At 73.6% G+C, this 26,749-nt stretch carries 23 protein-coding genes and 1 pseudogene; 16 read left to right on the forward strand and 8 right to left on the reverse strand.

The annotated features are described in order from the left end of the window. Positions 1 to 23: 23 nt before the first annotated feature. The 8 genes from ESG85_RS20340 to ESG85_RS20375 all read left to right on the forward strand — a co-directional run bounded on the left by ESG85_RS20340 (position 24) and on the right by ESG85_RS20375 (position 10,414). Positions 24 to 1,121: a glycosyltransferase gene (locus ESG85_RS20340; RefSeq protein ID WP_374050279.1), complete on the forward strand. Its 1,098-nt coding sequence runs from the start codon at positions 24 to 26 to the stop codon at positions 1,119 to 1,121. Beyond that, positions 1,118 to 2,569, forward strand: coding sequence for an exopolysaccharide biosynthesis polyprenyl glycosylphosphotransferase (locus ESG85_RS20345; RefSeq protein WP_128981272.1), 1,452 nt, complete (start codon positions 1,118 to 1,120; stop codon positions 2,567 to 2,569). Before ESG85_RS20340 ends, ESG85_RS20345 begins: the two co-directional genes overlap by 4 nt. A 2-nt stretch (positions 2,570 to 2,571) precedes the next feature. Beyond that, a complete protein-coding gene (locus ESG85_RS20350) occupies positions 2,572 to 3,939 on the forward strand; it encodes an O-antigen ligase family protein (RefSeq protein WP_128981274.1) in 1,368 nt (455 codons plus the stop codon). Positions 3,940 to 4,453: 514 nt separating this feature from the next. Continuing rightward, the gene (locus tag ESG85_RS20355) at positions 4,454 to 6,592 is read left to right on the forward strand and encodes a lipid II flippase MurJ (RefSeq protein ID WP_246095183.1); all 2,139 of its coding nucleotides are present in this window, start codon (positions 4,454 to 4,456) and stop codon (positions 6,590 to 6,592) included. After that, positions 6,504 to 7,289: a polysaccharide deacetylase family protein gene (locus ESG85_RS20360; RefSeq protein ID WP_128981276.1), complete on the forward strand. Its 786-nt coding sequence runs from the start codon at positions 6,504 to 6,506 to the stop codon at positions 7,287 to 7,289. The genes ESG85_RS20355 and ESG85_RS20360 overlap by 89 nt, the downstream gene beginning before the upstream one ends. A 98-nt stretch (positions 7,290 to 7,387) precedes the next feature. Further along, a complete protein-coding gene (locus tag ESG85_RS20365) occupies positions 7,388 to 8,563 on the forward strand; it encodes a glycosyltransferase (protein ID WP_128981328.1) in 1,176 nt (391 codons plus the stop codon). Between the two features lie 10 nt (positions 8,564 to 8,573). Next, the gene (locus tag ESG85_RS20370; RefSeq protein WP_128981278.1) at positions 8,574 to 9,254 is read left to right on the forward strand and encodes a YveK family protein; all 681 of its coding nucleotides are present in this window, start codon (positions 8,574 to 8,576) and stop codon (positions 9,252 to 9,254) included. Continuing rightward, complete coding sequence (locus tag ESG85_RS20375; RefSeq protein ID WP_128981280.1) at positions 9,251 to 10,414, forward strand: GNAT family N-acetyltransferase; 1,164 nt, start codon at positions 9,251 to 9,253, stop codon at positions 10,412 to 10,414. Before ESG85_RS20370 ends, ESG85_RS20375 begins: the two co-directional genes overlap by 4 nt. 708 nt (positions 10,415 to 11,122) lie before the next feature. Here ESG85_RS20375 and ESG85_RS20380 read toward each other — a convergent pair. Beyond that, positions 11,123 to 12,292: pseudogene (locus ESG85_RS20380) on the reverse strand (glycoside hydrolase family 26 protein); the annotation flags it as partial. Between the two features lie 160 nt (positions 12,293 to 12,452). Here ESG85_RS20380 and ESG85_RS36060 point away from each other — a divergent pair. Together ESG85_RS36060 and ESG85_RS20395 are read left to right on the forward strand one after the other, a co-directional pair. Next, complete coding sequence (locus ESG85_RS36060) at positions 12,453 to 14,015, forward strand: carboxylate--amine ligase (RefSeq protein ID WP_246095184.1); 1,563 nt, start codon at positions 12,453 to 12,455, stop codon at positions 14,013 to 14,015. A gap of 28 nt (positions 14,016 to 14,043) precedes the next feature. Further along, positions 14,044 to 15,312: an FAD-dependent oxidoreductase gene (locus tag ESG85_RS20395; protein WP_128981282.1), complete on the forward strand. Its 1,269-nt coding sequence runs from the start codon at positions 14,044 to 14,046 to the stop codon at positions 15,310 to 15,312. A gap of 102 nt (positions 15,313 to 15,414) precedes the next feature. Here the strand turns inward: ESG85_RS20395 and ESG85_RS20400 are convergent, their stop codons facing one another. Together ESG85_RS20400 and ESG85_RS20405 are read right to left on the reverse strand one after the other, a co-directional pair. Continuing rightward, on the reverse strand, positions 15,415 to 15,648 hold the full coding sequence (locus ESG85_RS20400; protein WP_128981284.1) for a chaplin: 234 nt from the start codon (positions 15,646 to 15,648) through the stop codon (positions 15,415 to 15,417). Positions 15,649 to 15,815: 167 nt separating this feature from the next. Further along, entirely contained in the window at positions 15,816 to 16,019 is a 204-nt protein-coding gene (locus tag ESG85_RS20405; protein ID WP_128981287.1) for a hypothetical protein, read from the reverse strand. A gap of 180 nt (positions 16,020 to 16,199) precedes the next feature. On the opposite strand from ESG85_RS20405, the gene ESG85_RS20410 reads away from it, so the two are divergent. Then, on the forward strand, positions 16,200 to 17,195 hold the full coding sequence (locus ESG85_RS20410; RefSeq protein WP_246095185.1) for an LCP family protein: 996 nt from the start codon (positions 16,200 to 16,202) through the stop codon (positions 17,193 to 17,195). 159 nt (positions 17,196 to 17,354) lie between these two features. Here the strand turns inward: ESG85_RS20410 and ESG85_RS20415 are convergent, their stop codons facing one another. Continuing rightward, a complete protein-coding gene (locus tag ESG85_RS20415; protein ID WP_128981291.1) occupies positions 17,355 to 19,382 on the reverse strand; it encodes a thioredoxin domain-containing protein in 2,028 nt (675 codons plus the stop codon). 196 nt (positions 19,383 to 19,578) lie between these two features. On the opposite strand from ESG85_RS20415, the gene ESG85_RS20420 reads away from it, so the two are divergent. Next, positions 19,579 to 20,145 (forward strand): Uma2 family endonuclease, encoded by a 567-nt coding sequence (locus tag ESG85_RS20420; RefSeq protein WP_128981293.1) that lies wholly within the window; start codon positions 19,579 to 19,581, stop codon positions 20,143 to 20,145. 104 nt (positions 20,146 to 20,249) lie between these two features. Here ESG85_RS20420 and ESG85_RS20425 read toward each other — a convergent pair whose 3' ends face one another. Further along, entirely contained in the window at positions 20,250 to 21,083 is an 834-nt protein-coding gene (locus ESG85_RS20425) for an NAD(P)H-binding protein (RefSeq protein ID WP_128981296.1), read from the reverse strand. Positions 21,084 to 21,228: 145 nt separating this feature from the next. Between ESG85_RS20425 and ESG85_RS20430 the strand changes: the two genes are divergently transcribed. Next, positions 21,229 to 21,825, forward strand: coding sequence for a TetR/AcrR family transcriptional regulator (locus tag ESG85_RS20430; RefSeq protein ID WP_445081985.1), 597 nt, complete (start codon positions 21,229 to 21,231; stop codon positions 21,823 to 21,825). 186 nt (positions 21,826 to 22,011) lie between these two features. Here the strand turns inward: ESG85_RS20430 and ESG85_RS20435 are convergent, their stop codons facing one another. From ESG85_RS20435 to mca, 3 genes are all read right to left on the reverse strand, one after another. Beyond that, entirely contained in the window at positions 22,012 to 22,407 is a 396-nt protein-coding gene (locus ESG85_RS20435; RefSeq protein ID WP_128981298.1) for a rodlin, read from the reverse strand. Between the two features lie 677 nt (positions 22,408 to 23,084). Continuing rightward, positions 23,085 to 23,318, reverse strand: a complete 234-nt coding sequence (locus ESG85_RS20440; protein ID WP_128981300.1) for a hypothetical protein — start codon at positions 23,316 to 23,318, stop codon at positions 23,085 to 23,087. 1 nt (position 23,319) lies between these two features. After that, on the reverse strand, positions 23,320 to 24,201 hold the full coding sequence (gene mca, locus ESG85_RS20445; protein WP_128981302.1) for a mycothiol conjugate amidase Mca: 882 nt from the start codon (positions 24,199 to 24,201) through the stop codon (positions 23,320 to 23,322). Between the two features lie 98 nt (positions 24,202 to 24,299). Between mca and ESG85_RS20450 the strand changes: the two genes are divergently transcribed. The 3 genes from ESG85_RS20450 to ESG85_RS20460 all read left to right on the forward strand — a co-directional run bounded on the left by ESG85_RS20450 (position 24,300) and on the right by ESG85_RS20460 (position 26,709). Continuing rightward, complete coding sequence (locus ESG85_RS20450; RefSeq protein WP_128981304.1) at positions 24,300 to 24,701, forward strand: DUF4307 domain-containing protein; 402 nt, start codon at positions 24,300 to 24,302, stop codon at positions 24,699 to 24,701. 201 nt (positions 24,702 to 24,902) lie between these two features. Beyond that, positions 24,903 to 25,400, forward strand: coding sequence for a transcription elongation factor GreA (greA, locus tag ESG85_RS20455; RefSeq protein WP_128981306.1), 498 nt, complete (start codon positions 24,903 to 24,905; stop codon positions 25,398 to 25,400). A gap of 85 nt (positions 25,401 to 25,485) precedes the next feature. Further along, positions 25,486 to 26,709, forward strand: coding sequence for an IS30 family transposase (locus ESG85_RS20460; protein ID WP_128977433.1), 1,224 nt, complete (start codon positions 25,486 to 25,488; stop codon positions 26,707 to 26,709). Positions 26,710 to 26,749 lie beyond the last annotated feature (40 nt).

A 26,749-nucleotide genomic window follows, 5' to 3' on the forward strand; every position in this document is an offset into this window, starting at 1 on the left:
CCGTGCAGCCCGGTGACGGAGGGGTGGCCAGGGTCGTCACCGACCTGGTCCGCGGCCAGCTCGCCGCGGGCCTGCGGGTGGCCGTGGCCTGCCCGCCCGGCACCGAACTCGCCGCCGCCGTACGGGCGGAGGGCGCCGACGCGTACGACTGGCGGGCCGGACGCGAGCTCGGCCCGCGGCTGGCCGGGGAGACCCGCGAGCTGGCCCGGCTGCTCCGTACCGTGCGGCCCGCCCTGGTCCACGCGCACAGCGCCAAGGCGGGCCTGTGCGCCCGACTCGCCCTGCGCGGCCGGCTTCCGACGGTGTATCAGCCACACGCGTGGTCCTTCGAGGCCGTCGAGGGCACGACCGCGGCGCTCGCCCGGCGCTGGGAGCGCTGGGCGGCCCGCTGGACCGACCGGGTGCTGTGCGTCAGCGACGCCGAGCGCCGTACCGGCGAGAACGCCGGGGTGCGCGCCGCCTGGTCGGTGATCCACAACGGTGTGGACGCCACCCGTTTCACGCCCGAGGGCGGTTCGGCCGCTCCCGGCCCGGGGCCCGCCGGCGCGACCGGCGGGCCGCTCGTCGTGTGCGTGGGCAGGCTGTGCCGGCAGAAGGGCCAGGACGTGCTGCTCGACGCCTGGCCCGCGGTGCTCGCCGAGGTGCCGGACGCCCGTCTCGTGCTCGTCGGCGACGGCCCGGACGCGGAGCGGCTGCGGGCCGCCGCCGGGCCGTGGCCCTCGGTGCGGTTCGCCGGGGCCGTCGCCGATCCCGCGCCCTGGTACCGGGCCGCCGACCTGGTCGTCCTGCCGTCCCGCTGGGAGGGCATGGCGCTCGCGCCGCTGGAGGCCATGGCCTGCGGCCGGCCGGTGGTCGTCGGCGACGTGGACGGGGCGCGGGAGAGCCTGCCGCCCGGTCACGAGGCGCTGTGCCTGGTCCCGCCCGGGGACCCGGCGGCGCTCGCCGCCGCGCTCGGCCGCCTTCTGGGCGCGCCCGGGCTGCGGCACTCGCTGGGCCGGGAGGCCCGCGAGCACGTACTCAGCAGATTCGATGTGCGGCGCACCGGCGCGGCCGTCGCGGAGCTCTACCGCGAACTGGCCGGAGTGCGGTGCACGGAGCACAGAGAGCCGATCGCACAGTGACTACCGAAAGCACCAGCATTCCTCCTTCGTCCGGTCCCTGGCCCTCGGCCGGCCAGTTCGCCGGCCTCACCTCCCTCGCGTCGCCGCGCGCGGGTTCGGGACGGCTCGCGCTGCCGGCCCGCCGACCGGCCAGGACCCGGTTCGCCGCCGTGCCGCTGGTCACGGCCGACGTGTTCGCCGTCCTGCTCGCGACCGCCGTGCAGACCGCGGCGCACCGGCGCTGGGAGTTCGCGCTGCTGGTCGCCGGTCTCGTCGTGCTGCTCGACGGCCGGGCCGGGCTGCACCGGCCGTCGGCCGTGCCCGTCGGGGTCCTGGACGAGGTGCCGGCGCTCGCCGCCCGCGCCGGTGTGGCCTGGAGCGTGACGGCCGCGCTGGTCGCCGCGTCCGCCCCGGAGCTCGCGATCGGACCGCTGCGGCTGGCCGCCGGGTACGCGACGCACGTCGTGGCCGTGGTCGTGCTGCGCGGTTTCGTGCACGGGCGCCGGCGGCGTGCGGCCCGGGCGCATCCGCGGTCGGCGCTGGTGGTGGGCGCGCCGGGCCCGGCGCGGCGGTTCGCCGCGGCGCTCGGCCAGCACCCGGAGTACGGCATCCGCCCGGTCGGGATCGTCGGGCCGCGGCCGGACGGCGATCGGGGCCGGGACGGCGAGCGCGGGCTGCCGGTGCTGACGACCGCCGAGGAGATCCATCGGGCGGTCATCCAGAACACGGTCCGCGACGCGGTCCTGCTCACCGAGGACGAGGGCCTGGTGACGCTGTTCCAGCAGTACGGCTGCACCACCTGGCGGGTCGGCGGCGAGCCGTCCGGCGAGCCGATGGCCGACCACCTGTGGGGTTACGGCTGCCGCCGGCTGGTCCCGGCCGGCGCGCGGCGCGGGCTCACCGCGAAGCGGGTCCTCGACGTGGCGCTCGCCGCACCGGCGCTCGCGCTGACGCTGCCGGTGCTGCTGCTGTGCGCGCTGGCGGTGCGGATCGCGGACGGGCCCGGGGTGCTGTTCCGCCAGGAGCGGGTGGGCCAGCACGGCCGCCTGTTCACGCTGCTGAAGTTCCGTACGCTCAAGCCGGCCGACGAGACGGAGTCGGCGACCCGGTGGAGCGTCGCCGACGACCACCGGATGAGCGCGGCCGGGCACTTCCTGCGGAAGACCTCGCTCGACGAGCTGCCGCAGCTGTGGAACGTCCTGCGCGGCGACATGAGCCTGGTCGGGCCGCGGCCGGAACGTCCCTACTTCGTCGCCCAGTTCAGCCGGGTCCACGCCGGTTACGCGGCGCGGCACCGGATGCCGGTGGGCCTCACCGGACTCGCCCAGGTGCACGGGCTGCGCGGCGACACCTCGATCGAGGACCGCTGCCGCTTCGACAACCACTACATCGACCACTGGTCGCTCTGGCAGGACGTGTGCATCCTGCTGCGCACGGCGGCCGGGCTCGTGCGACCGACGGGAAGCTGACGATGACCACGGCGACGGGAACGGTCGTGCCGGGGCCGGCGACCGGCGACGGCACCGGGTGGAGCACCGGTGGGGACGTACGGGAGCGTCGGGACGTCCGGGAGTGGGCGCGCCGCGCCGGGGCGCTGTCCCCGGTGCTCGCGGTGATCGCCCTGCTGCTCGTGCCGGGCGGCGGTGGCGGCTCGCAGGGCGGGACCGGCGGCTCGGGCACGATCGCCGACGCCGCGTCGGGTCTGCTGGTGCTGGTCTGCCTGGTGCGGGTGATGCGGAGCGGGGCCAGGCCGCTGAGCCGGCTGGCGGCCGTGGTGTTCGGCCTGCCCGTGTTCGGGGTCTGCCTGGCCGCGATCACCTCGCACGACCCGGGCGCCAGCCTGCCGGGCGTCGCCCGCTACCTGCAGATCTTCGTGCTCGTCCCGGCGGCCGTCCTCCTGATGATCCGCGACCGGCGCGACTTCGCCGTCGTCGCCTGGGCGCTGGTGGGCCTCGCGCTGATCGAGGGCGGAGTGGGCGTGGTGCAGTACCTGACCGGCACCGGCGCCTCGTACCAGGGCGAGGACATCCGGGCGGTCGGCACCTTCGGCGCCACCGACGTCATGGGCATGGCCACCGTCGTCTCGTACGGCGTGGTCGTCGCGACCGGCCTGGCGCTGGGCGGCCGCGCGGGCCGGGCCCGCACGGCGGCGCTGGTCTGCGCGGGCCTGCTCTTCCTCCCCCTGGTGCTGTCCTTCAGCCGCGGCGCGTGGATCGCGACCGTCCTGGCCTGCGGCATCCAGCTGGTGCTCGCGGGTCTGCGGCGTGCGGCCCGGGTCACGCTGGCCGCGGCGGCGCTCGGGGTGGTCCTGGTGGGCGGGTTCGGCGTCGGCGGCGACATGGTGAAGGAGCGGGTCGGCAGCATCACCCAGGTCACGGCCGCGCCCGACCAGTCGGTCACGGACCGGTACACGATGTGGGCGGCGGCCGGCCGGATGTGGAGCGGCGAGCCGCTGACGGGCGTGGGCCTCAAGGGCTTCCCCGCGTACCGCGACTCGAACGCCTCGCTGGCGCTGTCCTCCGGCAGCGACACGGCGGGCGCGGGCGCGGCCTTCGCGCGGCAGCCGCTGCTGTCCCCGCACAACATGTACCTGCTGATCCTCAGCGAGCAGGGCCTCATCGGCCTGCTGGCCCTCGCGGGCGGCTGGGTCGCCCTCCTGGTGGCGGCCCTGCGCCGCCGCCGTCTCGGCCCGGACTGCGCCCTGGTCGCGGTGGGCCTGCTGTCCTGGCAGCTCATCGACTTCTTCTACGCGGACATCGGCGGCCCCTCGACGGTCCTGATGTCCGTCGTCTTCGGCCTGGCGGCCTGGTGGTCCCTGACGGAGGTGTCCCGTGCGTGACCCCTGGGGCACACCCCAGGACCCCACGGACGCTTCGGCCCCGGCGCACGGCCGGGAGGCGCGGGGAGCGGCGGATGCCGCGAGGGCGGCGCGCGGACCGGTCGGCGGCACGTCGGCGGCGGGCGCGGAGCCCGGCGACGGGCCGGAGCGGCCCGGCTTCGCCGGGGACGCCGACGGGATGCGCGCGCCGGATGCGCGCGGCAGGGGCGAGGGGGGCGGAGCGGTGGGTGACGGACGGGGGCCCTGGGAGGCCGGGCCGACGGAGGGACCGGATCCGTGGGAGGAACGCGGTCCCGGTGATCCGCTGTGCGACCTGCCGTCGCGCGAGACGCCGGCAGGGGCGGGAGCCGGGGCCGGGGCCGGGGCCTCGGCCGGAGAGGCGAACGCCGGTGGGGTGACCGGCGACCCGTGGGACCCGTTCGGCGGACGGGACCCGCTCGGTGATCCGCCCTCGCGACAAGCGCCGCCCGCAGCCGGAGCCGGGGCCTCGGCCGGAGAGGCGAACGCCGGTGGCGTGACCGGCGACCCGTGGGACGAGTTCGGCGCCGGGGACCCGCTGTGCGACCTGCCGTCGCGTCAGGCGGCCTCCGTGGTGCGGGTCGGTGAGGTGCGGGGCGGTGATCCGTGGGCGGCGGGGAGTGTGGCCGACGCGTTGTGCGGGCTGCCCGTGTACGGGGTGGCCGCGGCCGGGGCGGCGCAGCCCGGGGACGTCGTCCGCGCACCCCGGGGCGTCGGCGGCGCGGATCCGTGGGGTGCGGCGGTGCCGACCGACGGGCGGTGCGAGTCGCCCGCGCACCCGGGTACCGGCCGGCGGTCCCCGGGGACCCGGGTCGTGCGGCACCGGCCGCCCGTCCTGCTCGGCGCCCGGCCCATCACCGGGCACTCCGTGCCGGACGAGGCCGCCCGCCCGCCGCTGCTCGGCGGCCGGCCCCTCGGCCACGGCGCGCAGCCGCTCGCACCCGGGCCGGCCCGGCACGCCCGCCGCGCCCGGCACGTCCGGCCCCGGCCGAAGTGGTCGCCGTCGGGCCGGTTCCTGCTGCGGGCCGCGGCCGTCACCGCCGCGCTGACCGCCGTCGGCGCGGTGCTGGGCCTGGTCAGGGACCAGATCCTGGCCGGGTACTTCGGCGCGGGCGCCGAGACCGACGCCTTCCTCGTGGCCTGGACCGTCCCGGAGTTCGCCTCGACGCTGCTCATCGAGGACGCGATGGCGCTGATCCTGGTGCCGGCGTTCTCGCGGGCGCTCGCCCGCCGCGCCGGCATGCTCTTCGGCGACCCGGTCCGCACCCTCGTACGCACCACCCTGCCCCGCATCGTCCTCGCCGTCGCCGCCGTCTCCGCCCTCCTCGTCGTCCTCGCCCCGCTCCTGGTCGCCACGCTCGCCCCGGGCCTGCCCGACCCGCAGCTCGCGGTGGACTGCACCCGGCTCACGGCCACCTGCGTGCTGTCCTTCGCCCTGGCCGGCTACTGCTCGGCGGCGCTGCGCGCCCACGGCTCGTTCCTGCCGCCGGCCGCGATCTACGTCGCGTACAACGTCGGCATCATCGGCACCACCCTGCTGCTGCGCGAGCCGCTCGGCGTCCGTTCGGCCGCCGCCGGGGTCGCGGTCGGCGGCGTCCTGATGGTGCTCGTCCAGGCGCCGTCGCTGCTGCGGGAGCTGCGGACCCGGCCCGTGCCCAAGGAGGAGCCGAAGCCGTTGCCGTCCGGTGACGGTCGGCTCCTCGTGCTCGGGATGATCGCCCCGGTCGTCGTCTTCGCGCTGACCCGCCAGTCGCAGATCCTGATCGAACGCTTCCTCGCCTCGCCGCTCCCGGCGGGCGCCATCTCGCATCTGAACTACGCGCAGAAGGTCGCGCAGATGCCGATGATCCTCTCGCTGATGCTGTGCACGGTCAGCTTCCCCGTCGTCGCCCGCGCGCTCGCCTCCGGCGACAAGGAGGCGGCCCGCCGACGGGTCGAGCGGGATCTGCTGCTCGCCGCCGTCGTCGTCCTCGTCGGCGCGTCGACGGTGATCGCCGCCGCCCCGCAGATCGTCGAACTCCTCTTCCAGCGCGGCGCGTTCGACGCCGGCGACACCGCGACGACGGCGGCCGTGATGCGGGTGTACGCGCTCGGGCTGCTCGGCCAGACGGTCGTGGGCGCCCTGGTCCGCTGCTACTTCTCCGCCGCCCGCCCTCTCTGGTACCCGGCCCTCGCGATGGCCGCCGGCCTCGCCGCGACGGCCGTGACCGGCGCGGCCGCCGCCCGGCTCTGGGGCGCGGCGGGCATCGCGGGCGCCAACGCCCTCGGCATCACCCTCACGGCCGTGATGCTGCTGCGCGGCGCCCACCGCCAGTCCGTGCCCGTCGACTTCCGCCGGCTCGGCGAGGGCCTGCTGCGGCTGGCGACGGCCGGCGCCTGGGCCACCGGCGCCGGCTGGCTGAGCTCGGTCCTGATCGGCCCGCCCGTGCTCTCCCTCACCGTCGCGGCCCTGGTCGTCGTCGGTGTCTTCCTGCTCTTCGTCGCGTGCGCCGCCAAGGCGCCCGAGATCCCGCCCCTGCCCCGCTCCCCCCGCCGAAGGACCCCCCATGCCCGCCCCCGCCGTGCTGCGTCGTCTGCTGCCGAAGCCTCCCCTGTGGGTGGCGATGTACCACTCGATCGCGGAGACCCCCGCTGACCCGTACCAGGTGACCGTCTCCCCCGTGCGCTTCGCCCGCCAGCTGCACTGGCTGGGCGACCGCGGCCTGCGCGGCGTGTCCGTGCGGGAGCTGCTCGCGGCGACCGCCGCGGGCCGGGAACGCGGCCTGGTCGGACTGACCTTCGACGACGGCTACGCGGACTTCCTGGAGTCGGCGGTGCCGCTGCTGCGCCGGCACGGCTTCACGGCGACCGTGTACGTGCTGGCCGGGCGGCTCGGCGGTGACAACGCCTGGGACGCGGAAGGCCCGCGCAGGCCGCTGCTCGACGAGGACGGCATCCGCCGGGCCGCCGCGGCGGGCATGGAGATCGGCTCGCACGGCCTGCACCACGTGTCGCTCGTGGACGCCGACGACGCCACCCTGACCGCCGAGACGCGGCACAGCCGCGAACTGATCGAGGAGATCACCGGCGACCCGGTGAACGGCTTCTGCTACCCGTACGGCACGGTCGACACCCGGGTCGTACGGGCGGTCCGCAAGGCGGGCTACGCGTACGGCTGCGCGATCGACCCGGGCCCGCTGTCCGGCACGTACGCCCTGCCCCGGATCCACATCGGCGAGGACGACACGTCCTGGCGGCTCACGGCGAAGCGGGTGCTGCACCCGCTGCGGCGGCGTCGCCCCGCCGACCTGATCCCGGCGCAGAGCGGCCCGGCGAGGTCGGTCCTGTCATGACGACGGAGTCTCCGCAGACGACGGAGCCGAGAGGGCCGAGGGAGCCGAGGGACGCGAGGGGTGCGGCGGGGCCGGCCGCGGCGCCCGAACCGGCCGGCATGAAGGTGCTGCACGTCATCACCGGCCTCGGCATCGGCGGCGCCGAGCAGCAGCTGCGCCTGCTGCTGCGCCATCTGCCGGTGCGGAGCACCGTGGTGACCCTGACGAACCCCGGCGCCGTCGCCGACGGCATCGAGGCGGACGGCACGCCGGTCATCCACCTCGGCATGACCGGCAACCGTGACGTCGGCGCGCTGCCCCGGCTCACCCGGCTGATCCGGCAGGGCGGTTACGACCTGGTCCACACCCACCTGTACCGGGCGTGCGTGTACGGCAGGCCGGCGGCCCGGCTCGCCGGGGTGCGGGCCGTCATCGCCACCGAGCACTCCCTCGGCGACACGCAGATCGAGGGCCGGCCGCTGTCGGCGGGCACCAGGGCGCTGTACCTGGCGACCGAACGCCTCGGCACGTCCACGGTCGCGGTCTCCCCGAGCGTGGCCCGCCGGCTCACCCGGTGGGGCGTGGCCCCGTCCCGCATCCGCGTGGTGCCGAACGGCATCGAGACGGAGCGCTTCGCCTTCGATCCGGGGGCGCGCGCCTCGGCGCGGTCGGCACTCGGGCTGCCGGCGGACGCGTTCGTGGTCGGCGGGGTCGGGCGGCTCGTGCCCGGCAAGCGCTTCGACCGCCTGGTACGGGCGGTGGCGGAGGTACCGGAGGCCCGGCTGCTGCTCGTCGGGGAGGGCGGGGAACGGGACCGGCTGCTGCGCCTCGCGGAGGAGTGCGGGGCGAAGGACCGCGTCCTGCTGCCCGGCGCGTGCCAGGACCCGCCGGCGGGTCCTGCGGCACGGCCGGTGCCCGGGTCGCGACCGCCCGGGCCGGCCTGCTCCCCCGGCCCCGGGCTGCCCGCGCTGCTCGCCGCCATGGACGTGTTCGTGTCCACCTCCCCGGACGAGACCTTCGGGCTCGCCGTCGTCGAGGCGCTGGCGGCCGGGCTGCCCTCGCTCTACGTGGCCTGCCCGGCGGTCGACGACCTGCCGGCCGAGGCCGCGCCCGGTGCGCGACGGATCGGCGAATCGGTGCCCGAGCTGGTCTCGGCGCTGCACGCGCTGCGGGACTCCGGTCACGGCCGGCCGGCGCCGCCGGAGGCCGTACGCCGCTACGACATCGCGCAGAGCGCCCGGAAGTTGATGTCCCTCTACCACCAGGCCGTCCACGGCCCCGTCTCCGTGAAGTGAGAGCCACGCCATGACCACGACCCGACCACGTCACACCCTGCTCACCCCCGCCCGCTGGATGGTGCTGCCCGCCGCCGTGCTCGCCGGCGCGGTCCTCGGCGGCGGCTACGGGGCCCTGAAGACCCCCGAGTACGCGGCGACCAGCTACGTCATCGTCGTCCCCGGCGAGAAGTCCGACCCGCAGGCCGCGCTCGGCTTCGCCCAGGCCTACGGGCGGGTCGCCACGGACATCGCGGTGACCGGCGACGCCCAGGTGTGGGCGGGCGTCTCGGCCGACACGCTGCGGTCGGGCGTGCAGGCCGCGACCTCGCCCGACGCGCCGATGATCTCGATCACCGCCCGCTCGGCGAAGCCGTCCACGGCGGTGTCGATGGCCGACGGCGTGGCCCGCTCGCTCGTCGTCAACAGCTCGCACGTGGCCGCGAACACGGGCGTGAAGGTGGTCCAGTTCTCGCGGGCGACCAAGCCGGTCAAGCCCGTCTCGCCGTCGGCCCCGCTGTCGGCGCTGGTCGGCGGCTGCGCGGGCGGACTGCTCGGCGGCCTGGTGCTGCTGGTCCGGCCCAAGCGGTCCGGCAGGACCGAGGCGGCCCGGCACTCGCGCCAGAACACGCACCCGGCCGAGGCCCGGACCGCGACCCCGGTCCCGGGTCCGGCGGGCGCCGCGCACCAGCCGGAACCGGAGGCGGTGTGAAGGGCGGATCCCTCCGCACGGAAGTCTGCCGGGACGCCGCCTCGTTCGGGCGGCTCGGCCCGGAGTGGACGGCGCTCTACGGGCGCTGCTCGACGGCCACGCCCTTCCAGTCCCACTCGTGGCTCCACTCCTGGTGGCTGTCGTACGGCCGGCCCGGCGCCCTGCGGATCGTCCTGGTCCGACGCGCGGACGGCACGCTCGTCGCCGCGGCGCCGCTGATGCGGGCCGCGGCCGGACCGCTGCCGGTGCTCACCCAGCTCGGCGGCGCCATCACTGACTTCACCGACGTCCTGCTCGACGACGACTGCCCGGAGGCCGCGCCCGCGCTCGCGGGCGCCCTGGCCCGGGCGGCGCGGGGCGCGGTGATCGATCTGCGCGAGGTACGGCCCGGAGCGGCGGCCGAGCGCGTGTACGAGGTCTGGGCCGGGCCCCGGCGGCGGCTCGCCGACTCGCTGTGCCTCGAGCTGCCCGCCGTACCGATGGAGGCCCTGCTCGAACGCATCCCCTCGGGGAAGGCACAGCGGGTCCGCGCCAAGCTGCGGAAGATGGACGCGCTGGGCATCGACGAGCGCATCGTGCCCCCGGCCGAGGTGCCCGGGGCCCTCGAACGGCTCCTGAGGCTCCATCATCTCCAGTGGCAGGGCCGGGGCGTGACCGCCGAGCACACCAGCGAGCGCTTCGCGCAGCACCTGGCGCGGGCGGTGCGGCCGATGGTCGAGTGCGGCGACGCGATGGTCACCGAGTTCCGGCTCGGCGGCGACGTCGTCTGCGCGGACCTGACGCTGATGTCGCCGCGGCTCGCGGGCGGCTACCTGTACGGGGCGGACCCGGAACTGCGCGCCCGGAAGGTCGACGTCGCGGCGATGCTGCTGCGGCACGGGGCCCGCCAGACCAGCGCGAGCGGCCGGGCCACGCTGAGCATGCTGCGCGGCACCGAGTCGTACAAGCACCACTGGCGGCCCGAGACGGTGCCCAACCAGCGGCTCCTGCTGGCGGGCCGGGGCACGGCCCCGCTGCTGTGGCTGCGCGCGGGCGCGGCGAACGGGCGGCGCTGGGCGGCCCGGCAGGCACGGGAGCGGGCGTGGGTCGGACGGACGGTCGAGCGGCTGCGCTCGCGGTTTCCGGAGCGGGCCGGAACGCCGAACGGCGGCGGAGGATGAGTTCCTCCGCCGCCGTGGGGGGCCGTCACCGACCGCGCGGACCGGTCAGAAGGGCCAGACTCCCTTCAGCGCGCCCTTCCAGTCGATCTTCAGACCGTCCTTCCATCCGACGACCGGCGCGGCGGGCTCGGCCGCCTCGACCTGCTTGGCGGGGACGGTGGGCTTGGCGGGGACGGTGGGCTTGGCAGCCTCGACCTGCTTGGCGGGGACGGTGGGGACAGCGGGGACGGCAGGGACGGGAGGCACCGGCGGTACGGCGGGGACTGGCGGTACTGGCGGTACCGCAGGGATCGCCGGGAGTGCGGGAACTGCCGGCACGGTCGGCACGGCCGGCACCGCGGGAACCGCGGGCTTCACCGGCTGCTTCCAGGCGTCCTTCCAGGAGTTCGTCGGTACGCAGATCGGCCCGCCGATCCAGCTCTCCACCCACGAACCGAGGTTCAGCTTCCAACAGTCGGGCTCGGGTTCCGGCTTCGGCTCCGGCTTGGGTTCGGGCTTCGGTTCCGGCTTCGGCTCGGGCTTCGGCTCCGGCTTGGGCTCGGGCTTCGGCTCCGGCTTGGGTTCGGGCTTGGGTTCCGGCTTCGGCTCGGGCTTGGGCTCGGGCTTCGGCTCCGGCTTGGGCTCGGGCTTCGGCTCCGGCTTCGGCTCGGGCTTCGGCACCGGCACCGTCGGGTCCACCGGATCGACCGGATCGACCGGGTCCACCGGGTCAGTGGGCTCCACCGGGTCCGTCGGGTCGGTGGGCTCCACCGGATCCGTCGGCTCCACCGGGTCCGTCGGATCCACCGGGTCGGTGGGCTCCACCGGATCCGTCGGCTCCACCGGGTCCGTCGGCTCCGTCGGCTCCACCGGGTCCGTCGGATCCACCCCGTACAGCATCTGGCGGAAGACGCGCGAGGACTCCGGGTTGGCCCCGCACTGCCAGACGCCGTGCGGGCAGTAATCGGTGATCGTGTGGTACAGCGGCTTGTGCAGCTTCATCCATTCCAGCATGCGCCGCATGTACTCGGGGTTGTCTCCGTTCCGGAACAGGCCCCATTCCGGATAGGAGATCTGCTTCCCGTGCTGGGCCGCGAAGTCGACCTGCGCCTGGAGCCCGTACGGCTCGCTGACGTGCCGGTCGAAATCGGATCCCGGCGGCTGGTCGTAGGAATCCATTCCGATGATGTCGACGACATCGTCCCCGGGATAGCACTGGGTCCACGGAACGGCGTCCAGGCCGCGGCTCGGGTTGAAGTCGAAGCGGAACTTCTGCCCCGGCACGGAACGCATCGCGGTCACGATGCGGGTCCAGTACTTCTTCCACGCCGTCGGGTCCGGCGCGCACCGGTGGGTGTACGTCGTGCCGTTCATCTCCCAGCCGAGGACCAGGACGGTGTCGGTGGCCCCGAGGGCGACGAGGCGCTGGGCGAGCGTGCGGAAGTGGTGGTCGTAGTAGCCGGCGGCGCCGAGCTGGAGCTCGCGGCGGACCTCGTAGTCGGAGACGCCCGCCTCGTTGCGTTCCAGCATGGGCACGTTGAGGACGAACAGGCGGTCGGTGCGCTCGTTGCGCCACCTCGCCCAGGCGTCGAGGAAGCCGGGGGCGCCCTCGATGTTCGACCAGCGGTCGCCCGGCAGGTAGGTGTGGCCGACGCGCAGCTCGCGGCCGCCGAGCCAGCGCTCCATCTGGGAGATCCGGGCCACCCCGAGCGGGCCCGACTCGAGGAACGCTCCCATGGCGCTGGACAGAGTCGGTCGGGGGTCCCGGGTCGTTACGGATTCGGATTCGGCGGCGTGAGCGTGTGCGGGTGACGACAGCACGACAGAACCAGATGCAAGGAGACCGGCGGTGAACACCCCCAGCCATGCTCTCGACGTTCTCTTCTTCCGGTCGGCCATGACAGCACTTCCTTTCACTCGCGCCGCTTGATGGTCCGTCAGTCTGATGTTCCGAAAGTATTCCTAATGCGCCGACCGAGAACTCCGGTTCGCTCCCATCAATAGTCCGTAAGAGGATTCCTACTCGCCCAATTGGGGCACCCGAGACGAAGGACATGCCGTGCCGAGTTTTGACACCCGCGTCCCCGCGGTCCTTGTGCGGCTCGACCCGAACCCCTTTCACCACGGCACGCTCGGCGCGGCGCGGTCCCTGGGGCGGGCCGGCATCGCGGTCCACGCGGTCGTCGAGTCGCCGGCCAGTCCGGTCGTCCGCTCCCGCTACCTCCGGCGCGCCCACCAGCGCCCCGCAGAGCCGTCACCCGCCGAACTGACCCGGCTGCTGCACCGGATCGCCGACGAGATCGACGCCGAGACCGACGACGCGTCCGGCCGGTCCGACGACGGGCCCGCCGAGCGGGAGGCGCGGGACGACGGCCGGCTCATCCCCCTGCCCGACCTCCGAACGGACCTCCGCACCGGCCTCCGCACCGATCACCGCACCGATCACCGCACCGATCTCCGTCCCGATCACCATCCCGATCACCATCCCGAACGCCCCGACCGCCCCGACCGCCCCCAACGCCCCGCGCGGCAGGCGCTGCTCGTGCCGCTCGACGACATCACCGCCCTTGCCCTCGCCGAGTGCCGGCCCGAGCTGGCGGACCGCTTCCTGCTGCCCGACCAGTCGCCCGAGCAGCTCACCCGCGTCGCCGACAAGGCCCAGCTCGCCGAGACCTGCCGGGCCCTCGCGCTCCCTCACCCGCGCACCGAACTCCCCGCCAGCGCCGACGAGGCCGCCGCCATGGCCTGGTCGCTCGGGCTCCCGGTGATCGCGAAGTGGAGCCGGCCCTGGCTGCTGCCGGTCGGCGGCGGGCTGCGCAGCACCACGATCGTCGGCTCGCTCGCCGAGGTCCGCGAGCTGTACGCGCGCGCCCCGCAGGCCGGCAGCCGGCTGCTGCTCCAGGAGCTGCTGCCCGCGGGGCGGGGCCTCGACTGGTTCTTCCACGGGTACGTGGACTCCGCCGGCGGCTGCTCGACCGGGGCCACCGGCATCAAGGAGCGCTCGTGGCCCGACGGCGCCGGGCTCACGGCGGTGGGCCGCTGGACGGCCAACCCCGTGGTCGACGCGACGGCCCGGGAGCTGCTGTCGGCGCTCGGCTACCGGGGCGTGTGCGACCTCGACTTCCGGCTCGACCGGACGACCGGCGCCTACCACCTGGTCGACTTCAACCCCCGGCCCGGCGCCCAGTTCCGGCTGTTCGCCGACCGGGACGGGCTCGACGTGGTCCGGGCCATGCACCTGGACCTCACCGGCCGTCCGGTGCCCGCGCACCACCCTTCGTACGGGCGGCGGTTCTTCGTCGAGAACTACGCGGCCCTCTCCTACCTGACCGCGCCGGGCCGCCGGCACACGGCCGGGCCGCCCGGGACCGGCGGCACGCGCGGCCGCGAGCCGGGCGGAGGCGAGGCGGCCTGGTTCGCCGCCGACGACCCGCGGCCGGCGCTCGCGATGATGCGCGCCTGGTTCGCCCACGTCCTGCGCAAGGGCCTGCTGACGCTCCGTCGGCTGACGCGCCTGCTGGCCCGGCGGCTGCTCCGCGCCGGCGGCCCGCGGCCGGTGGCGACCGTGCCCGCGCCGCAGCCCCCGCCCCGTACCACCGACGACCGGATGACCCAACGATGAGACCGACGACCCCGAAGGCGGAACGCGCATGTACGACCTGGTGATTGTGGGAGCGGGGCCCTACGGCCTGTCCATCGCCGCCCACGCGGCGGCGCACGGGCTGGACCTGCGGATCTTCGGCCGCCCCATGGACATGTGGCACGCCATGCCCTCGGCGATGTTCCTCAAGTCCGAGCCGTGGGCCTCGCACCTCTCCGATCCGGCGGGCGCGTACGGGCTCGACGCCTACGCGGCCGGCCGCGGGGTCCGCGCCGAGCACGGCGTACCGCTGCCGGTCGGCTTCTTCGCCGCGTACGGCGACTGGTTCGCCCGTCAGGCGGTGCCGTCGCTCGACGAGCGGCTCGTCACCGCCGTGGCACCGGCCCCCGGCGGCGGGTTCACGGTCACGGCGGAGGACGGCGAGGCCGTCCGCGCCCGTACGGTCGCGCTGGCGGTCGGCGTGCTGCCGTTCCTGGAGATCCCGGGCCCGCTGCGTGGACTGCCCCGCCGCCTCGTCACCCACTCGAGCCACCACGGCGAGCTCGACGGCTTCGCCGGCCGGGACGTCACGGTGATCGGCGCCGGGCAGGCGGCCCTGGAGACCGCGGCCATCCTCACCGAGCAGGGCGCTTCGGTACGGATCCTGGCCCGCTCCGGCCGGCTGAACTGGAACACGGTGCCGCCGGCCCTCGACCGCGGCCCCTGGCGGTCGCTGCGCGCCCCGCACACCGGGCTGGGCTGCGGCTGGCAGAACAAGCTGTACGCGGACACGCCCGGCCTGTTCCGGCGGCTGCCCGCCGCGACCCGTGAGCGGATCTTCGACTCGGCGCTCGGCCCGGCCGGCGCCTGGTGGCTGCGCGAGCGGTTCGCGCAGGTCGGGGACGTACGGCTCGGGCACCGGGTGACGGGCGCGACGGTGACGGCGGACGAACGGCTGCGGCTCGACGTGGCCGGGCCCGGCGGGGCGACGGACGTCGTGGAGACCGACCACGTCGTCGCCGCGACCGGATTCGTGCCGAACCTGGACCGCGCCGGCGTCCTGGCGCCGGAACTGCGCGACGGGCTGCGCCGGGTGGGCGCGGGCGGGGCGCCGGAGGTGGGCGGGCTCTTCGAGTCCTCGTGGCCCGGGCTGTTCCTCGCGGGGCTGCTCACGGCTCCGTCGTACGGGCCGTCGATGCGGTTCGTGTTCGGCGCGGGCCACACGGCCGGGCGGCTCGTGAAGGGCGTGCGGCAGCGGCTGCGGTCGGCGGCCGGGCGCGGCGGCGTGGTGGGCCGGCCGCGGTCCGGCGAGGAGCGGGTGGCCGCCGGGGCCTCCTGAAGGACGGTTCGGGTCCCGCGTCAGGACGAAGGCCGGCCCCGGGGAGCGTGGTGGACGCTCCCCGGGGCCGGCCCGGTCCTGCGCGAACCGCGTCGGACGACGTCAGTGGTTGACGCAGACGTTGCCGATCGCGGGGTTGAGCGCGCCGATCAGGTTCACGCTGTTGCCGCAGACGTTGATCGGGACGTGGATCGGAACCTGGACCACGTTGCCCGAGAGGACGCCCGGCGAACCGACGGCGATGCCCTCGGCGTGCGAGTCGGCCGACGCGGGAGCGGCGGCACCCAGGGCCATGAGCAGACCGGCGACGGCGACCGCAGCCTTCTTGCACTTCATTTCGTCTGGATCCTTTCTGCGGCGGAAGAAATTCACGGCTTTCGTGAGGTGCGGGACAACGTGCGACCCGCCTTCCGCTGCACGATTCCCAACGACCCTGCCACGGAAAGGAAACCGCACGGCGTTCCGCTCGCCGTTGTTCACCCCATTGCCGCGCGCAGAATCGCTCAGCGGGGCCAGACAGGTGTCCTCATGAGCCGCTCCCATTCCCGGTCGGGCACGCCGGGAACCGCCCGGCCGGCCAGCATCCACTGGCGGGCCAGCGCGGAATACACCGGAAAGGGTTCCTGGTCGACCGGCGGCGGATCGGGCACGTAACGGCTCTTCGGAATGAAGGCCATCCGCTCCCATTTCCCTCGATCGGGGGCCATATTCGCTCCTTCCGCTGACGTTCCGCATCATGACACAGTCATCGCGGGAGAGTGATTCGAACACTCCGCGCCGCGTCGCGCACCTACGTACGAGAGCGTCCGATTTAACGTTTCTGCATGAAATTCCCCCACTCCCCCCGGCGCACGCGCTCCCGCCTGCGCCGGAGACGTACGCTGCTCGTGTCCACGGCCCTGGTCGCGCTCGGCACCGGCGCCCTCGCCTGGGCACCGCCTGACCTGCCCGCGCCCGAGAAGGGCCTCAACCTCCTCGTCGTCGGGCTCGACAGCCGCGAGGGCGTCACCGCCGCCGAGAAGAAGACGTACCGGCTCGGCAGCCGCGAGTGCTCCTGCACGGACGTGATGATGCTGGTGCACGTGTCGGCGAAGAACGACCGGGTGAGCGTGCTGAGCCTGCCGCGCGACTCCCTCACCGGCTTCCACGACGGGCACGTCGACCGACGTACGGGCCGGAAGCACGAGTCCCATCCCGCGAAGATCAACAGCGCGTGGGCGGAAGGCGGCTCGTCCTTCACCATCGAGACCGTCGAGGCGATGACCGGACTGCAGGTGCACCGCTACCTGGAGATCGACTTCCGGCGCTTCATGGACACCGTCGACTTCTACGACGAGGGCGTGCCCGTCTGCACGAAGATCCCCCTCAAGGACACGGTCACCGGGCTCGACCTCAAACCCGGCTCGAAGTCGGTGCGGGGCGGCGAGGCGCTGCAGTTCGTCCGCTCCCGCCGCGCGGACGGCAAGATGGACTTCGGCCGCATCCAGAAGCAGCACCTGTTCCTGGCCAACCTGCACCGCAACCTGCGCGACGGCCTGCTCAGCAGCCCGACCGGCCTCAAGGCCTTCGCCACGACGCTGCGCGGCACCGACAAGGGCGAGCGCGCCATCTCCGTCACGGAACTCGTCCGGCTGGCCGGCCGCCTGAAACGGCTCACGCCGAGTCAGACCCAGTTCGCGACCGTGCCCGTGGGCGGCTTCAACGCCACCATCGCGGGCGTCGGCTCGACCCTCGCCTGGGACGAGAAGTACGCCGCGGAGGTCTTCGCGGCCCTGCGCGCGGACAAACCCCTGCCGAAGCCCCACGCGCAGCAGACGAGCGAGATCCCGAAGGGCCTCGGCGAGTACCGGCCGACCGGCGGCGGCACACTGCTCTGCGCGTAGGCACCGCGGGCGGGGCGGGGCGCGAAATGCGGGGCGGGGCGGGATGCGCGGCGGCGCGTCCGGCCCTGCCTCCGCCCCGCGCTCCGTCTCCCCGTCTCCGCCCCGCGCCGTCTCCGCCCCGCCCGCCTCCGCGTCTCCGCGTCTCCGCCCCGGCTCCCGTCAGTGGGCGGCGAGCTTGCGGGACAGCTCCTCCGGGTCCGTCGTCGGCGCGTCGCAGACGAAGTGCCGGCAGACATAGGCGGTGGCCCGGCCGTCGATGAGCGGCCGGTCCCTCAGCAGCGGGAACTCCTCGCCGCCGGGCAGTCCGGTGGCGAGGACCGCGCCGGGCGTGCCGGCACGCAGGGCGGTGCGGCGCAGCGCGCGGAAGGCCTCGTCGTCGGGCGCGCCCACCACGGCGATCTCGCGCGGCCCGTCGAGCAGCGCCTCGGCGACGGCGAGGCCCCAGCCGATGAACCGGGGCGCACGCGGGCCGAGCGCCCTGACCACGCCGAGCGCGCGTTCCGCGGCGGTCCGGTGGGCTTCGGAGCCGGTGTGCGCCGCGTACGTGAGGAGCGCGCCGGCGGCCGCGGTCCAGCCGGAGGGCGTGGCGTTGTCGGTCGGGTCCTGGGGGCGGCGGATCAGCCGTTCGGCGTCGTGCGCGGTGTCGTAGAGCGCTCCGCCCTCGGCGGTGAACTGGTCGAGGACGACGTCGAGGAGGAAGCCGGCGAACTCCAGCCACACGCCTTCGCCGGTGACGGACGCGAGCGCGAGGAAGCCCTCGGCGACGTCCGCGTAGTCCTCCAGGACACCCGCGTTGCCGCCCGCGTGTCCGTCCTTGGACGTACGGGTCAGGCGGGCGCCTTCGTCGAGGTGGAGCCGGACCAGCAGGTCGGCGGCCTCGGTGGCCCGCTCGACCAGGTCGGGACGGTCGAAGAGGGCGCCGGCCTCGGCGAGGGCGGCGACGGCGAGCCCGTTCCAGGCGGCGACGACCTTGTCGTCCCGGCCGGGCCGCGGGCGCTGCTCGCGTGCGGCGAGCAGCCGGGCCCGCACGGAGGCGATCCGCTCGGCGTCGGAGACACCGGCGTCCTGCGGGAGCTGGAGCACGGAGGACCCGTGCTCGAAGGTCCCGTCCTCGGTCACGCCGAAGTACCGGGCCGCATCGCCGGCGTCCTCCTCCCCGAGCACGGCGGCGAGCTGCGCGGGCGTCCACACGTAGTACGCGCCCTCGACGTGCCGGCCCGTACCGTCGTCGGAGTCGGCGTCGAGCGCCGAGGCGAACCCGCCCTCGGGCGTGCGCAGTTCCCGCACCATGAAGTCGGCCGTCTCCAGCGCGACCCGCCGCGCGAGGCCGCTCCCGGTGGCCCGCCAGAGGTGCGTGTAGACACGGCAGAGAAGCGCGTTGTCATACAGCATCTTCTCGAAGTGCGGCACGACCCACTCGCGGTCCACCGCGTAGCGCGCGAAACCGCCGCCGAGCTGGTCGTAGATGCCGCCGCGGGCCATCGCCTCGCAGGTGTCGGCAGCCATCTGCAGGGCGCCCTCGGAGCCCGTACGGGCGTGGTGGCGCAGCAGGAACTCCAGCGCCATGGACGGCGGGAACTTGGGCGCGCCGCCGAAGCCGCCGGCCGTGGTGTCGTACTCGCGGGTGAGGCCGAGCAGCGCCTGGGCGAGTTCCTCCTCGCCGGGGACGCCGTCGCCGCCGAAGGCGAGCGAGCGGGCCGAGAGGTCCTTGACGATCTTCCCGGCGACCTCGCCGACCTCGTCGCGGCGCTCGGTCCAGGCGTGCGAGACGCCGTCGAGGACGTCGGAGAAGGACGGCATGCCGTGCCGGGGCTCGGGCGGGAAGTAGGTGCCGAAGTAGAACGGCTCGGCGTCCGGGGTGAGGAAGACGGTCATCGGCCAGCCGCCCTGCCCGGTGGCGGCCTGCACGGCCTCCATGTAGACGGCGTCGACGTCGGGCCGCTCCTCGCGGTCGACCTTGACGGCGACGAAGCGCTCGTTGATCAGGGCCGCCGTGACCTCGTCCTCGAAGGACTCGTGGGCCATCACGTGGCACCAGTGGCACGCGGAATAGCCGACCGACAGCAGTACGGGTACATCGCGCCGTTTCGCTTCCTCGAACGCCTCCGGTCCCCACGGCCACCAGTCGACGGGATTGTCAGCGTGCTGAAGCAGATAAGGCGAGGTCGTACCAGCCAACCGGTTCATACGACCCAGCCTCTCACAGCGCCTGGCACGGCCGACGAAACCCTCACGGGATCGCTGAGCTTGACCACATTGCACTCGTGGACCATCACGTGATGGGCGGCATCATCCCCTCCAAGCCGGGCGGCCGGATGCCCCGGAACAGTAGGCTTGGCGCAGCAGCGCCGGACCTGCCGAGGCTCCTCGAAGGAGGTAGACCATGTCCGCCGAGATGGTGGCGCCCGCGTGGATGCACTCGCAGATCAGCGCGGAGCAGTACGACTCCTGGTCCGAGGAGCAGTGCGCCGGCGTCGAGATCGTGGACGGGATGGTCGTCGTGAGCCCGAGCGCCTCCAAGCGGCTGGGCCGGCTGGCCCGCATCCTGGCCAATGCCCTGGACGCTGCCGCGGGCCCGGAGTGGAACGCGGACACGGACTTCGACGTCCGCCTGCAGGACGTTCCCCTCACCAACCGCCGCCCGGACGTCATCGTCTACCGGGCGGAGACCATCGACCTCACACCCACTCGCCCCGAGCACGTCCTCCTGGTCGTCGAGGTCGTGTCGCCCGGATCGGAGACCACCGACCGGATCGTGAAGGTGGACCAGTACGCCAAAGCCGGCATCCCCTTCTACTGGCGCGTCGAGCATGCTGCCACCGGTGTCCCGATCGTCTACACCTACGTCCTCGACCCCGCCACGAAGACCTACAGGGACGGCGAGATGTTCACCGGCACAGTGAAAGCCACCGCACCGTTCTCCATCACGGTCGATCTTGGGGCCATGTAGGGCGGAGGGGCTTTCCTCCCGGCCCGGCCTCCTCGGAGCGGAAGGCCGGGCGCAAGGCGTGCGGGTGGTCGCCGAGGCCGTGTCGGGCGGGTTCGTACCGTCCGTCACGCGAAGACGGCGGCGTGGCGCCTGGCCCAGTCGGTGAACGGGGTGGCGGGGCGGCCGAGGATCTTTTCGATGTCGGGGCTGACGGTCCGTTCGCGCGGGGTGGGGGTGCCGATGATGTCGAGGGTGGTGTCGGCGACCGGGGCAGGCATGAAGGTGAGCATCTGGGCGCGGGCTTCCTCGCGGGTCTGGTCGACGAAGGTGACCTGCTCGCCGATGGCGGCGGCGAGGGCTGCGGCGCGCTCGCGCGGGGTGGTCGGGGCGGGGCCCGTGAGTTCGTAGACGGCCTTGGTGTGGCCGGACCGGGTCAGTACGGCCGCGGCCACGGCGGCGATGTCGTCGGGGTCGACGGCCGGGAGGCCGACGTCGCCGAAGGGCGCGGCGACGGTGCGGCTCGCCTTGACCGACGGCACCCAGGCATAGGCGTTGGAGGCGAAACCGCCCGGGCGCAGGATGGTCCAGTCGGTGCCGGAGTCCATGACGGCCTGCTCGTAGGCGGCGAAGGCCTGTCCGTGGGACAGGGAGTCCGGGCGGGTGACCACGCCCTGGGAGGACAGCAGGACGATCTTGCCGTAGTGCGCGAAGGGAGCGACCACGGCGGCGGGGTCGCCGCTCATCATGAGGTCTCCCCCGACGAGCAGGAAGACGGCGTCCGCCGTGGCGGGCAGGTCGGCGGCCAGCCCGGCCAGGTCGGCGGCGACGGCGTGCACGCCGGGCGGTACGTCGGCCTGGGTGATGCGGCGCGAGAGCGCGGTCACCTCGTGGCCCTGTTCGGCGAGCAGGCGGACGAGCGTGCGGCCGACGTTTCCGGTGGCACCGGTGACAACGATCATGTGGGGCTCCTCGAGTCCGTACGAGCAGAGGGTGAGCAGGGATGAGCAGGGATGAGCACAGCAGGTTGGCCGGTTTGTTAGTTAGCCGACTGACTCACTTGCTGTCCCGGAGGCTAGCACGGGTCGGGGCCGTATAGTTAGTGAGGTGACTTACTCGAAGGAGTCCGCCCGGGCCCAGGTCGCCGGCGCGAAGCGGCGGCGGCTCATGGAGGCCGCGGCCGACGTCGTCCACCGGCAGGGCGCCGAGCGCACCACCATCGCCGACATCGCGCGCGCGGCCGAGGTGCCGGTGGGCAACGTGTACTACTACTTCAAGACCAAGGACGAGCTCGTCGCCGCCGCGCTGTCCGAGCACGAGCGACACCTGAACCAGCTGGTCAGTCACCTGAACGAGCTCCCCGGTCCCCGTGAGCGCCTCAAGGGCCTGATCGACGGCTGGGTGGGGCAGCGCGACCTCGCCGTCCGTTACGGGTGCCCGACCGGCACCCTCGCCGCGGAGCTGGGCAAGCGCGACCAGGGCGGCCTTGACGCCGAAGCGGGCAGGGTCGTCCGGCTGCTGCTCACCTGGGCGGAGGACCAGTTCCGCGAGCTCGGCCAGCCGGATCCCGAGGGCATGGCCCTCACCTTGGTGGGCGCCTATCAGGGAATGTCCTTGCTGGCCAACGCCCTGCGCGACCCGGGGGTCATGGACCGCGAGGGCGCCCGGCTGACCGCCTGGATCGACTCCCTCGAGACCGCCTGAGCCCGCGGTCGCCGCACCGGGAGGCCACGCCCTCCCCGCGGCGGACGGGCCGCGGGTGAGCGGCGGAAAGACCGCCCGTACGCCACGGGTGGCTCCGGTGACGGTGGGGCAGGGATACGGAGAAGCGGCCCCGCTCCTCGCACTGGCTCTGCGAGGAACGGGGCCGCTTCAGCGGGGCCGCGGAGATCAGCCGCCGACGTTGCCGTTCTGGGAGAGGACCTCGCCCAGGATGTGCGACAGCGCGTCGTCGCCCTTCTGCTGCACGGAGTTCTGGGTGCAGGTCTGGTTCGACATCGGGTTGCCGAGGACGTCCTGGACGGCGATCGGAACGCCGATGAGGGCGCCGACCGGCACCTGGGCCTGGACCTTCTGGATGTCGAAGCAGTGCAGGACGCCACCGTTGACGAGACCGAAGTTCGGGCTCATGTAGCCGCCGGTGGAGTTGCTGCCGATCGACTGCTTCGACTGGTTGCCGATGATGTTGGCGCTGCCGCCGTCGTTGCCGGCCGCCATCGCCGTGGTCGCGGACATGCCGGCGACGGTGGCCGCGACAGCAGCGGTAGCAAGAACCTTCTTGATCACGAGTCTTCCTTCTTGAGCTCGATGGCCCGGAGCTCGATGGCCCGGAACTGCTCCGTTGACCGAAGCGCCCTGATCAACTGCCCCGCGAAGGATTGGTTCCGGCGCGTCACCCGGACGCGGTATTCGGCACATGAACGCCATCGGACGCGAGGTCGACGCTCTGCCGTTCGGACCGTGGCGGCAGGCGCCGGGGACCCTTGGGAGCACCGGGACGCGGCGCCGGACAGGGCTCGCCGCGGCGGGGTGCGGAGGTGCGGGGGACCGGACTGTTCGACTCGGAGGTGCGGGTACGGCCGAGCCACCGCGAGCAGGGAACGGGTGCTCCGCGAGCCGGGAACGCGTGCCCCACGAGCCGGGAACGCGTGCCCCGCGAGCCCAAGACCGGACACGCCGCCGGAAACGCGCACACCTCGGCCCGGGATGCGCGCCCGCCTCGGCCGGGATGCGTGCCCGCCTCGGCCGGGACGCGCGCACACCTCGGCCCGGGATGCGCGTGCACCTCCGCCCGGGATGCCGGCGCACCCCGGCCCGGGATACGTGCGCGCCTCGGCCGGAACCGGATGCGTCCCCGGAAACGGGTACGCCTCGGGGCGCGGCGGCACCGTGGGTGTCGTCGCGCCCCGAGGCGTGTCGTGGCGTCCGTCCCCGCCCGGCCCGGGGGCCGGCGGGGCGTACGGCTACTTCTTCGCCGGGCCCTCGGTCGCCGGGCCGGCCGTGGCGGCGGCCGGGTCCGGGGCCTCGGTGAAGTCGATCTTGTGCATGTGGCGGTTCATCGACTTCATCAGCATCCAGACGGCCAGCGCCAGGACGGCGAAGACGACGAAGCCGAGGACGCCGGGGGTCACCTTGTTCTCGTCCAGCTCCTTCGCGGCGAAGGGGACGAGCTCGGTCAGTGCCAGGTGTGCGCTCATGCTAGGCATTGTCCCGGATGCCCGCGAAGAGGTCGCTCTCGGGGAGGGAGGTGTCCACGAGGGACTTGCTGAGCTCGTACTCCTCCGTCGGCCAGACCTCCTTCTGGATCTCCATCGGCACCCGGAACCAGCCGCCGTCGGGGTCGATCTGGGTGCGGTGGGCGATCAGGGCCTTGTCGCGGGTCTCGAAGAACTCCGAGCAGGGCACGAAGGTCGTGAGCGTGCGCTCCTTGCGCTCGAACTCGTCCCAGCGCTTGAGCCAGTCCCCGTACGGCGACTCCAGGCCCCGGTCGAGCAGCGCCTGGTGCAGGGCCTCGGTGCGCGGGCGGTTGAAGCCCTGGTTGTAGTAGAGCTTCTGCGGCTGGAAGGCCGGGCCGAACTCGGCCTCCGGGTACTTCTCGGTGTCGGCCGCGCCCTCGAAGGCCACCATCGTGATCTTGTGGGTCATGATGTGGTCGGGGTGCGGGTAGCCGCCGTTCTCGTCGTAGGTCGTGACGACCTGCGGGCGGAACGCGCGGATCTTGCGGACCAGCTCGCCCGCGGCCGCGTCGACGTCCTCCAGGGCGAAGCAGCCCTCGGGAAGCGGCGGCAGCGGGTCGCCCTCGGGCAGGCCCGAGTCGACGAAGCCCAGCCATTCCTGCCGGACGCCGAGGATCTCGCGGGCCTCGTCCATCTCCTTGCGGCGCACCTCGTGGATGTTGGCCTCGATGTAGGGGTCGCCCTGGAGCTTGGGGTTGAGGATGGAGCCGCGCTCGCCGCCCGTGCAGGTCACCACCAGGACCTCCACCCCCTCGGAAACGTACTTCGCCATGGTCGCCGCGCCCTTGCTCGACTCGTCGTCGGGGTGGGCGTGAACGGCCATCAGTCGCAGCTGCTCAGTCAAGACTCGATCCTCAATGATTCGTCGCCTAGGGAGGTCTCTATAGTGACGGAACCGGGGGTGGGAAAAATTCCGGCACCCCTGCGGCGAGAGGAACGATCATGAGCGCGGTGCGAGAGGGCCTGCCCGAGGGGCGCTACGGGCGCTCCGCGGACGACCGCGCCGATCGCACGCTGAAGATCGTCGGGGCCGCGCTCGGCGCCCTGCTGCTCGCCGTGACCGGCTGGTTCGGCTGGTACTACGTCGTCGACAGCAGGATCAGCGCCGAGTTGATCAAGTTCGACGTGGTCGGCGACAGCGAGGTCCAGGTGCACCTGGAGATCCGCAAGGACGCCGACGCGCACGGCGTCTGCACCCTGCGCTCGCGCTCCGAGGACGGCGCCGAGGTGGGCCGCAAGGACGTCACGGTCGACGAGGCCGGCGCCCGGGTCGACAAGGTCTACTCGATCCGCACCACCGCGAGGGCCACCAGCGCCGAACTGATCGGGTGTACGGCCCGGTAGCGGTGGGTAGGGAGCCGGGATAGCGCCCCCGGCAGACCACGCCGGTGACCTGGGGTGACGTAAAGCGCGCGGTTATGTCCTCCCGCTTTTCGCCACTCATTGTTAGGCTCGTGGTTTCGCCCGTTCGGAAGGCGCACGCTGAGAAGGCGACGCTTCCGCGCAGGGCGAGCTTTGTCTTCCCAGTACCTACGAGGAGCACCTGTGACCCAGACCAGCGACAACGTCACCTGGCTCACCCAGGAGGCGTACAACAAGCTCAAGGAAGAGCTTGAGTACCTGTCTGGTCCCGCGCGTACCGAGATCGCAGCCAAGATCGCCGCGGCGCGCGAGGAGGGCGACCTGCGCGAGAACGGCGGGTACCACGCGGCCAAGGAGGAGCAGGGCAAGCAGGAGCTCCGGGTCCGCCAGCTCACCCAGCTCCTGCAGAACGCCAAGGTCGGCGAGGCCCCGGCGGACGACGGCGTCGTGGAGCCCGGCATGGTCGTGACGATCGCGTTCGACGGCGACGAGAGCGACACGCTGGAGTTCCTGCTCGCCTCGCGCGAGTACGCGAGCGACACCATCGAGACGTACTCCCCGCAGTCGCCGCTGGGCCTCGGCGTGAACGGCAAGAAGGCCGGCGAGGAGGCCGAGTACGAGCTGCCGAACGGCAAGAGGGCCATGGTGAAGATCCTGAGCGCCAAGCCGTACACCGGCTGACGGGCCGCACTCCTTCCGTCCGAGGGCCGGATCCCGTGACCGTTGGTTCTAGTGGTTGTCGCAACACCCCAGTTCAAGGGGTGCGATGGACTTCCAGATCCGAGCGGACCGGACACCGCAGGGGCGTAAGAAGTTGTCCCGGGAGCGGGAGGCATACTCCCGGCTCGTGCGGCAGGGATACAGCAACACCGAAGCGTGCCGGATTGTCGGCATCGATGAGCGGACCGGTCGGAAGTGGCGCAACGGCCGCTCCGGGGAACGCAACCGGAAGCCGGTACCACCGATCAATCTGGTGGTGCCGGCTTCCGGTCCGTCCCGATACCTGAGCGAGGACGAGCGGATCCACATCGCGGACCGGCTGCGGGAGAAGGCCACGGTACGGGCGATCGCCGCGGAGCTGGGCCGAAGTCCGTCCACGGTCAGCCGGGAGATCCGCCGCAACCGCACCGACGGCACACGCGGCCAGTGGCACTACCGCCCGCACGCCGCCCAGGCCCGCGCCGACGCCCGCCGTCCCCGCCCCAAGCCCCGCAAGATCCTCCGGAACCCCGAGCTGCGGGACGCCGTCCAGACGATGCTGGACGAGAAGTGGAGCCCGGAGCAGATATGCCACGCTCTGCGGACACAGTTCCCCCAGCGGCCGGAGATGCACGTGGTCCACGAGACCGTCTATCAGGCACTTTATGTCCAGGGCAGGGGTCAGCTGCGGCGCGAGCTGGCCGGCGCCCTGCGCTCCGGGCGGGCCCGCCGCAGACCCCAGCGGCAGGCGAACTGCCGCCAGCCGCGTTTCACCACCCCGATGGTGATGATCAGCGAACGGCCCGCCGAGGTGGAGGACCGGGCCGTTCCCGGCCACTGGGAGGGCGACCTGATCATCGGCAAGGACGGCAGGTCCGCGATCGGCACCCTGGTCGAACGCGCCACCCGCTACGTCATGCTCCTGCACCTGCCCGGCGACCACGGAGCCGAGGCCGTCCTGACTGCCCTGACCGCCACCGTCCAGACCCTGCCCGCCCAGCTGATGCGGTCCCTGACCTGGGACCAGGGCAGCGAGATGGCCCGCCACGCGCAGTTCACCCTCGCCACCGACATCCCGGTCTACTTCTGCGACCCCGCCAGCCCCTGGCAGCGCGGCTCGAACGAGAACACCAACGGCCTGCTGCGGCAGTACTTCCCCAAAGGCACCGACCTGTCCGTCCACGACCCCGAGCACCTGGCCGCCGTCGCCGACCAGCTCAACCGCCGCCCACGCAAAACGCTCGGCTGGGAAACCCCGGCCGAGCGCCTGCATAAACTACTCGCGGCCTGACCAACACGACCACGTGTTGCGACGACCCCTAGAAACCGCC

The organism is Streptomyces roseicoloratus (genome assembly GCF_004117935.1).
Lineage (GTDB): Bacteria > Actinomycetota > Actinomycetes > Streptomycetales > Streptomycetaceae > Streptomyces > Streptomyces roseicoloratus.